A 7762-nucleotide genomic window follows, 5' to 3' on the forward strand; every position below is an offset into this window, starting at 1 on the left:
GGCGATCACCGCGAACCCCGACGGCCAGCCGAGATTAACGGCGACGAAGGCTCCCGCCACGCCGGCGAGCCCCATGACCGATCCCAGCGACAGATCGAGCCCACCGGAACCGATGACGAAGGTCGCGGCGATCGCCAGCACGCCGATCGTCGATGTCGCGAGCAGGATGTTGAGGAAATTGCTGAGCGACAGGAAGAAAGGCGACAAAAGCGCCATCGCCGCGCTCAGCAGCACAAGCACCAGCAGCGACTCCAGCCTGATGTGGAGCCTCTCGACGGATGCGCGCTGCACCCGAGCCCAAAACCCGGGCTGCGCCGTTTCGGAAGCCATGGTTTTCACCCTTCTGGGTAGGGGACTAGGGGAATAGGGAAGTGAGTCTAGGAAGTGCAAACCTTCCTCTTCCTACTCCCCTACGGACCTACTCCCCTAGTCCCTTCTCTTGCTACTTCACGTATTGCAGCATCGGCTCCTTGCCGGCGTCGAGCACGTCCTTGGTCAGCACCAGGGTGGGCACCGCGATGCTTTCCTCGACCTTCTCGCCGGCCAGCGCCTTCTTGACGTTCTCGACCGCCTGCTTGCCGACGAGATAGGGAAGCTGGGCGACGGAAGCGTTCAGGCGGCCTTCCTTGATCGACTTCACGGCGTCGACATTGCCGTCCACGCCGATGATCGTCACCTGCTCGCCTTTGCCGGCGGCGTAGACCGATTCCACGGCGCCCAACGCCATGCCGTCGTTGGCGCAGAAGATGGCAACCAGATCGGGATGCGCCGTCAGTGTGTCGGTGGCGATCGAGGCGGCCTTGCCGCGATCCCAATCGCCCGGCAGCGAGGCGACCACCTCGAGCCCCGGCGCCAGTTCCTTGAGCTTGTCGGCAAAGCCCTTGGCGCGCTTCTCGCCGGTGATGTTGCCTGAGAGACCCTCGATCACCAGCACCGGACCCTTGGCGTCCTTGCCAAGCTTGGAGACGAGATATTCGGCCCCTTGCGCACCCGCGGCGACGTTGTCGGAACCGATATGGAAGGTGACCTTGACGCCTTCCTTGTCGAGAACCGCCTGGTCAAGATTGTTGTCGAGATCGACGATCTTGATGCCGGCATCCTGCGCCGATTTCAGGCAGGGCAAGAGGTTGGTCGAGTTGATGGCGGCGGTGATCATCGCCACCGGCTTGCGCTCGAGCATCGTGTTGCAGAGGTTGAGCTGCGGCTCGGCCGCCTGGTCGCTTTCGGCCGCCTGCTGGAAGTATTTCACGCCGGCCTCCTTGGCGCCGTCGGCGACGCCCTGCGCCATCGCGCCCCAGAACGGATTGGCCAAGGTCTTCATCAGCACGCCATATTCGCCGTCCTCGGCCTTAGCAGCGCCGACCGCGGCAAACGTAAGCGCTACGCCCAACGCGAGAGTAAATCGATTTATCTTTGTGGAAAGCGATGTCATTCCATCCTCCGTTTGTTGTTTTGCGCCGGATGCCTCGGCCAGGGCCGGCACTCTTCTTCCGTTTTCGACAATGGGGGTTATTGTCGGTCTCCTCCCCCGGAATGCGGGACGCTGCCTGGCGAGCCAACGGATTCCCGCATGAACACCTTGCAAGGTTCGAGCCGCGCCCTCGGCGGACCGCGCTCGCCTCCGATCCTGCGAAACAAAACCTCCATTGCGTTGGCGGCGATCTCGCGCACCGGCTGCACCACCGCGGCGATCGCCGGCCACGTCACCTGCATCCATTCGGCGTCGTCGAAGCCGACCAGCGAGATGTCGTTTGGGCAATGCCAGCCGCGCCGCCGAAACTCCGAAAGCGCCACCAGCGTGCCCTTCAGGAAGAGCGAATAGACCGCCGTAGGCCTGTCGCCGCCGTCTTCCCGCTGGCTGAAATAATCGCGAAGCAGCGTCCGCAAGGGCCCGACATCGCTTTCGCAGAGTACGACGTCGACCCTGATGTCGGGCGCAAGCTCAAGTGCCGTCTTGCGAAACCCTTCGAGCCGGGCGCGCACGGTCGCCGCCTGCTGGCCGAGACCGACCACAAGAACATGGCGATGGCCCTGGCTGACCAGCGCGCGCGCCACCTCGGCGCTTGCCGCCGCGCTGTCGGCCGAAACCGTGTCGAAGGCGTCATCGGCAAGCACGCGGTCGATCAGCACCCCTGTCATGCCGTTCGCTTTCATGAAACCAGCCGCCGGTCCGTGCTCGTTTCGCACCGGCGCCAGTACGACGCCGGCAACGCGCCAGTCATGCATGCGGGCGAGGATCTCCTTCTCACGTTGCTCCGATTCCCGGCTGGAGGCGGCGACCAGCGTATAGCCGCGTTGCTCGGCGAGGCCTTCGAGCTCGCTCACCATCTGGCCGAAGAACTCGCTTTCGAACTCCGGCATGATGGCGCCGATGATGCGACGCTTGGCCCTGCGCATATCCGAGGCGAGCGGATCGACGCGGTAGCCCAGAAGCTCGACGGCATCGAGGACGCGCTGCGCGTTTTCCGGTTTTACCGTGGTGACGCCGGAAAGAACCTTGGAAACAGTGGCCGCCGACACGCCCGCCTGGCTTGCCACATCGTGGATCGACGCGCGCCGCTGCTGGGCCTGCTGTTGCGCCATTAATCTTCTCCCGGAGGCGAGTGGTCGCCCTCTCGTTAACATAATCGATAAATCGATTTTTCGCTGTTGTAAATCGTTTCATCGAGAGTAAAAACGCTGATATGATTGATGCGATCCAATCGCGCCGGGAGGAAAATCATGTCCAACAAAGCCTCGCCGCTGGTGATCAGCGCACCCGAACCGCGCACGCTCGACCTGATCTTCACGCCGCCGCAATTGGCGCTTTTCCGCAAAAAATATCGCATCGTCGAGACAACGCCGGAAGGTGTCTCGGAGTTGCCGACAGATGTGCTGGCCGAAGCCCGCTACATCGTCGGCCAGCCGCCGATCACCCCTCAGACGCTGGAGAGGTTGAAAGCGCTGCGCTGCATCTTCAACGTCGAGACCAATCTCATCAACAACATGCCCTATGAGACGCTGTTTGCCCGCGGCATTCACGTCGTCACCACCGGCCTGGTGTTCGCGGAGCCGGTGGCGGAACTCGGCCTTGCCATGGCGCTAAACCTGGCGCGCGGCATCGTCGATGCCGACCTCGCCTTCCGGCAAGGCGAGGAACTATGGGGCGGCGACGGCAACCAGACGGCGCGACTCCTCTCAGGTTCGGATGTCGGCATCATCGGCTTCGGCGATCTTGGCCGCGCTCTCAATCGGCTGCTGACCGGCTTCCGCACGCGCACCAGGGTCTTCGATCCCTGGCTACCGCCTTCCGTGCTGGTGGAACATGGCGTCGAGCCGGCCTCGCTCGACAAGGTGCTGTCGGAAAGCGATTTCGTTTTCGTCGTCGCCTCGGTGACCAGCGAGAACCAGGGTTTTCTCGGCGCCGACGCTTTCGCCAAGATGCGCCAGGGCGCCGCCTTCATCCTGCTCAGCCGCGCCGGCGTCGTCGATTTCCCGGCGCTGATGGGAGCGGTCAAAAGCGGCCATATCGTTGCGGCCAGCGACGTGTTTCCCGAGGAGCCGCTGGCCAAGAACCACCCGGTGCGCTCGCTTTCCGGCTTTCTGCGCTCGGCACACCGCGCCGGCGCGCTCGACGTTGCCTTCAAGCGCATGGGCGACATGGTGCTGGAGGACATGGACCTCCTCGATCGCGGTCTGCCGCCGATGCGCTCCAAGCGCGCCGAGCGAGAGACCGTTTCGCGGATGCGCTCCAAGCCGGTCGACAGGAACTGATCGCGCCTCGTCGCCTGGAACATTAGCGTTCCTGCTACTGATTGCCGCCCTGAGTGTAATGCAACCAAACTTAACGGCCGGACCACGGAGAGTTTCGGCCCTCTCAGGACCATTTTTCTTCAGAATTTTTTTCTGCATTTCACGGGAATAGAGGAACTTTGATCCGGACCTTCCGTTGATGACACGATCGTTTCTCGAACGATCCAGAGAAACAGGAGGTTTATGTCATGAACATCAAGATGATCTGCCTTGGCGCAATGACCCTTTCGATGGTCGCCGGCTCGGCTCTCGCCGCTGGCGAAACCGGCACGTCGGCGCTGGATGACCCAGCCAAGATGCAGCCCTTCTACACCGACTCCAGCATGAAAACGATGGTCAGCAAGGACGCCTTCGTGAAGGCGTGGAAGGCAATGTCGCCGGAGGACCAGACCGCGATGATGACGGCTTGTGAGGACGAGGCCAAGAACGCCAATGCAGCCAACAGCCATCCGGAGTTCTGCAGCAGCGTCAAGGAGAACGGCGGCAGCAAGTAACCAATCAGTGCAGCTACCGACAAAACGGCCCCGTTGTGGGGCCGTTTTTGCGATCCCAGACGAAGGACCGTGACGCACTTTTCCCGAGATTGATCAGGCAACCAGATCGCTGCGGTCCGCCGGTTCGAAGCCGTCATTGAAATTCGCCGCGAGCCAGGCGATCGCGCTGGCGACATCGGCGATGGCGAAACGCGCCGCGGTCTCGCCCTGCGGTCTCACGCGGATCGAGATCCCGCCCGCGGCATTGACGGTCTCAAAACCGTTTTCGTCGGACGTGTCGTCGCCGAGGAATACCGGACGCCGTCCGGTGAAAGGTTCAAGCTGCATGAAGCGCCGGATTGCGGCGCCCTTGGCCGCCTCCAGCGGCATCAGTTCGACACCGGCATTGCCGGCAATTACGCGGTAGCCTTTCGGCAGCCGGGCAAGTGCTGTCTCGACCAGTTCCGTCGCGCGGGCCAGCAATTGCGGCGCCGCCCGCGTGTGGATGGCGAGCACCGGCCCCTTGCGCTCGACATAGACGGCCTTGCTTGCCAGCTCCAGCTCGATTTCGTCGGCAAGTGCAGCCATATCCGCCGGCTCGTCGGCGGCCTCGATTTGCCCGTCCGGTGTCAGCCTGTGCTCCAGCCCGTAGAGGCCGGCGATTCGCAGCTTCAAAGGCTCGAACAGCCGGTCGACGGCCGCGATAGAGCGGCCGGTGATGAAAGCCAGCGCTCCATCCAGCCGGCGCTCGACCGCTTTCAGCAGCGAACGCAACTCCGCGCTGACCGCGACGCTATCTGGATGGGCGGCGTGCTCGAGCAAGGTGCCATCGATATCGAGGAAGAGCGCCCACCGGCCTTCGGGAAGCGGTGGTGTCAAATCTGCTTGGATGTTCATCGGAATCCGACTGCCTGTTTGCGTTCGAAGATAGAGACGACATTGTCGCCGTTGGTGTTTGCCGAGCGGTCGGACAAGGCCGTGACGCGGTCGAGCTCGCCGCGCTTCCTCAATCGCGCCGCGTCGAGCAGCATGCTGCCGGCCCAGCGATAGACATTGTTGTCGCGTACGATCTCGCGCATGCGGCGCATGCGCTCGCGCTGCTCGTCGGGCCCCATGACCAGCGCCTGCCGCATGGCTTCGCTCATCATCGCCGCGTCGTAAGGATTGACGATCAGCGCCTCGAGCAGTTCGCGCGAGGCGCCGGCAAACGTGCTGAGCAGGAGCACGCCCTCTTCGTCGTCGCGCGCGGCAACGAACTCCTTGGCCACGAGGTTCATGCCGTCATGCAGGCTGGTGACGAGGCAGATGTCGGCCGCGCGGTAGATCTTGTAGACGTCCTTCTGCGAGTGATGCTCGGCCACGAGCACGACCGGACGATAGCTGCCGTTGCCGTAGCGCTCGTTGAGTCCCTCGGCGAGCCGCTGGCATTCCTCATGCAGGTGCTTGTAGGCCGGCAATGTGCCCCGGCTCGGTGCGGCGACCTGCAGGAACACCGCCTTGCCGATCATTTCAGGGTAGCGGATGAACAGTTCCTCCAGCGCATGGAAGCGGTCGAGAATGCCCTTGGTGTAGTCGAGGCGCTCGACACCGACGCACAGCTTGGCGTCGGCTGGAATTCCAAACCGCTCGCGGATTTGCGCGCGGCATTCCTCGACCGGCGGCAGGCTCTTCAGGAGTTGCACAGGCCATTCGATAGAGATCGGGTAGGCGTGGACCAAAGTCGTCTGGCCGCCATAGGACACCGCGGCATCCGCCCGTTCGATCCGGCTCTCCATGAAACGGTCGACGCTCTCGGTGAAGTTGTTGGCATGGAACTGGGTGTGGAAGCCGATGATCGAGCTGCCCAGCAGCCCATCCAGAATGCGCTCGCGCCACGGACAGATGCTGAACACTTCCGAGTTCGGCCACGGGATGTGCCAGAAGGTGATGACGATGGCCTCGGGCAGCCGCTCGCGGATCATGCGCGGCAGCAGTGCGAAATGATAATCCTGGACCAGCACGATCGGCCTCTCGTTGCGGGCCTCGGCAACCACCGTTTCGGCGAATTTGCGATTGACGGCCTCGTAGGCCGCCCAGTCCGACTCGCGGAAGATCGGTCGGGTAAAGGCTATATGGCAGAGCGGCCAAAGCCCTTCATTGGCGAAGCCGAGATAATAGCCCTGATATTCCTCATCGGTCAGCCAGACCCGGCGCAGGGCATAAGATGGATTTTCGGGCGGCACCTGTACCCGGTCGTGGCGGTCGACGACCTGACGATCCGCGCTGCCGCCGCCATAGGCGATCCAGGTGCCGGCGCAGGCGCGCGTGATCGGCTCCAGTGCCGAGACCAGTCCGCTCGCCGGCACGACGAGCTCGACATCGCCGTTCTCGTCCTCATTGTGGATGTAGGGCTCGCGGTTGGAGACGACGATGACCTGTGCGTCCGGCAGATCCTCGGCAAGGATCTTGCGCAGCGTCTCCGGTGACCAGGTGACGAGGGCGGCGTCGACCGACTGCCCGTTCTTCTCGAATTCGCGCAACACCTTGCGTGCGGCTTCCGATGCGACGTCCTCGCCCGCACCGGGCGTGTTCACAGCCGTTGCATGCTGGTGACGGTGCCTGGTTATTGAGACGAAGATCGCGAGAGCGCTGAGTCCGAGACTAGCTAGGATAAGGACCCACAAGAGGTCGACGCCATACTGTGCCATTGATGCCAGGTTGCCTCCGGCTGTCCGCTATTTTGTTTTCGTTCTTGCCGGCTGCGGAGAGGTGTGCCGGTTCCGGTTTGCAAACGCATAGGGCGCTCGTCGGTTCCGACATTTTTCGACTGCCGGATGCATTTGCGGAACTCCGCTCTCGTAACGGTTTTCCGTCCGGAATTGCGCAATCGACCCGTCTAAGTCCGCACAATCAGCGGCACCAGGCCCTCATGCCGATCGGCGAGGAAGGCAACGACGCGGTCCCCGACACGCTGGAAGGTGAGGTCGATAGTCTTATTGCCGACGGACAGATGCCGGAGCGTGAGCGTGTCGATACCGATAGGCATCCGTGGGCGGGTGACGCGCAACTCGCCTTTCCAACCGTCGATTTCCAGACCGAGGCAGGCCTGCATCAGCATGAAGGTGGAGCCTGCCGACCAGGCCTGCGGCAGACAGGCGACAGGATAGGCGATCGGCGCCTCGCCTGGCGCCCGGGTGAAGCCGCAGAACAATTCCGGCAGCCGCATGTTGAAGTGCACGGCCGACTCGAACGTGCCGCTCATCAGCCGCACGACACTTTCGCGCTCTCCATAGCGCGAGAGGCCGACACCGCAGAGCGCCGTGTCGTGCGGCCAGATCGAGCCGTTATGGTAGGACATTGGGTTGAAGAAGATCGCGTCGTCCGCAAGCGTCCTCAGTCCCCAGCCGGAATGGAAGGAAGCCGACAGCAATTGATCGGCGACAATCTTGGCGCGCTCCGGCTGCGGCAGCCCGGCATAAAGCAGATGCCCCGCATTTGACGTTCGCACCTTGCAGGGC

The 7762-nt window shown here is 63.0% G+C and carries 6 protein-coding genes and 2 pseudogenes; 2 read left to right on the forward strand and 6 right to left on the reverse strand.

Annotation, left to right across the window (positions count from 1 at the left end):
• From EOA79_RS26680 to EOA79_RS26690, 3 genes and pseudogenes are all read right to left on the reverse strand, one after another.
• Nucleotides 1-330 (reverse strand): annotated as a pseudogene (locus EOA79_RS26680) (ABC transporter permease); the annotation flags it as partial.
• Between the two features lie 112 nt (nucleotides 331-442).
• Nucleotides 443-1432 carry a substrate-binding domain-containing protein gene (locus tag EOA79_RS26685; RefSeq protein WP_245322399.1) on the reverse strand — a complete coding sequence of 330 codons (990 nt, stop codon included), beginning with the start codon at nucleotides 1430-1432 and terminating at the stop codon, nucleotides 443-445.
• 77 nt (nucleotides 1433-1509) lie between these two features.
• Nucleotides 1510-2583: a LacI family DNA-binding transcriptional regulator gene (locus tag EOA79_RS26690; RefSeq protein ID WP_095802302.1), complete on the reverse strand. Its 1074-nt coding sequence runs from the start codon at nucleotides 2581-2583 to the stop codon at nucleotides 1510-1512.
• 138 nt (nucleotides 2584-2721) lie between these two features.
• Here EOA79_RS26690 and EOA79_RS26695 point away from each other — a divergent pair, with 138 nt between their 5' ends.
• Complete coding sequence (locus EOA79_RS26695) at nucleotides 2722-3753, forward strand: hydroxyacid dehydrogenase (RefSeq protein ID WP_095802301.1); 1032 nt, start codon at nucleotides 2722-2724, stop codon at nucleotides 3751-3753.
• Nucleotides 3754-3980: 227 nt separating this feature from the next.
• The gene (locus EOA79_RS26700; RefSeq protein WP_095779425.1) at nucleotides 3981-4286 is read left to right on the forward strand and encodes a hypothetical protein; all 306 of its coding nucleotides are present in this window, start codon (nucleotides 3981-3983) and stop codon (nucleotides 4284-4286) included.
• 93 nt (nucleotides 4287-4379) lie between these two features.
• Here EOA79_RS26700 and otsB read toward each other — a convergent pair whose 3' ends face one another.
• From otsB to EOA79_RS26715, 3 genes and pseudogenes are all read right to left on the reverse strand, one after another.
• Entirely contained in the window at nucleotides 4380-5162 is a 783-nt protein-coding gene (gene otsB, locus EOA79_RS26705) for a trehalose-phosphatase (protein WP_127335211.1), read from the reverse strand.
• Nucleotides 5159-6952 (reverse strand): trehalose-6-phosphate synthase, encoded by a 1794-nt coding sequence (locus tag EOA79_RS26710; protein WP_067328827.1) that lies wholly within the window; start codon nucleotides 6950-6952, stop codon nucleotides 5159-5161. Before EOA79_RS26710 ends, otsB begins: the two co-directional genes overlap by 4 nt.
• Before the next feature lie 188 nt (nucleotides 6953-7140).
• Nucleotides 7141-7762: pseudogene (locus EOA79_RS26715) on the reverse strand (amylo-alpha-1,6-glucosidase); the annotation flags it as partial.

It is taken from the genome of Mesorhizobium sp. M1A.F.Ca.IN.020.03.2.1, from assembly GCF_004023205.1.
Classification (GTDB): Bacteria; Pseudomonadota; Alphaproteobacteria; order Rhizobiales; family Rhizobiaceae; genus Mesorhizobium.

Excerpts from the sequence above, each read along its gene's own strand:
- EOA79_RS26685 (WP_245322399.1), bottom strand. The coding sequence starts at position 1,432 with ATGACATCGCTTTCCACAAAGATAAATCGATTTACTCTCGCGTTGGGC.
- EOA79_RS26690 (WP_095802302.1), bottom strand. The coding sequence starts at position 2,583 with ATGGCGCAACAGCAGGCCCAGCAGCGGCGCGCGTCGATCCACGATGTG.
- EOA79_RS26695 (WP_095802301.1), top strand. The coding sequence starts at position 2,722 with ATGTCCAACAAAGCCTCGCCGCTGGTGATCAGCGCACCCGAACCGCGC.
- EOA79_RS26700 (WP_095779425.1), top strand. The coding sequence starts at position 3,981 with ATGAACATCAAGATGATCTGCCTTGGCGCAATGACCCTTTCGATGGTC.
- otsB (WP_127335211.1), bottom strand. The coding sequence starts at position 5,162 with ATGAACATCCAAGCAGATTTGACACCACCGCTTCCCGAAGGCCGGTGG.
- EOA79_RS26710 (WP_067328827.1), bottom strand. The coding sequence starts at position 6,952 with ATGGCACAGTATGGCGTCGACCTCTTGTGGGTCCTTATCCTAGCTAGT.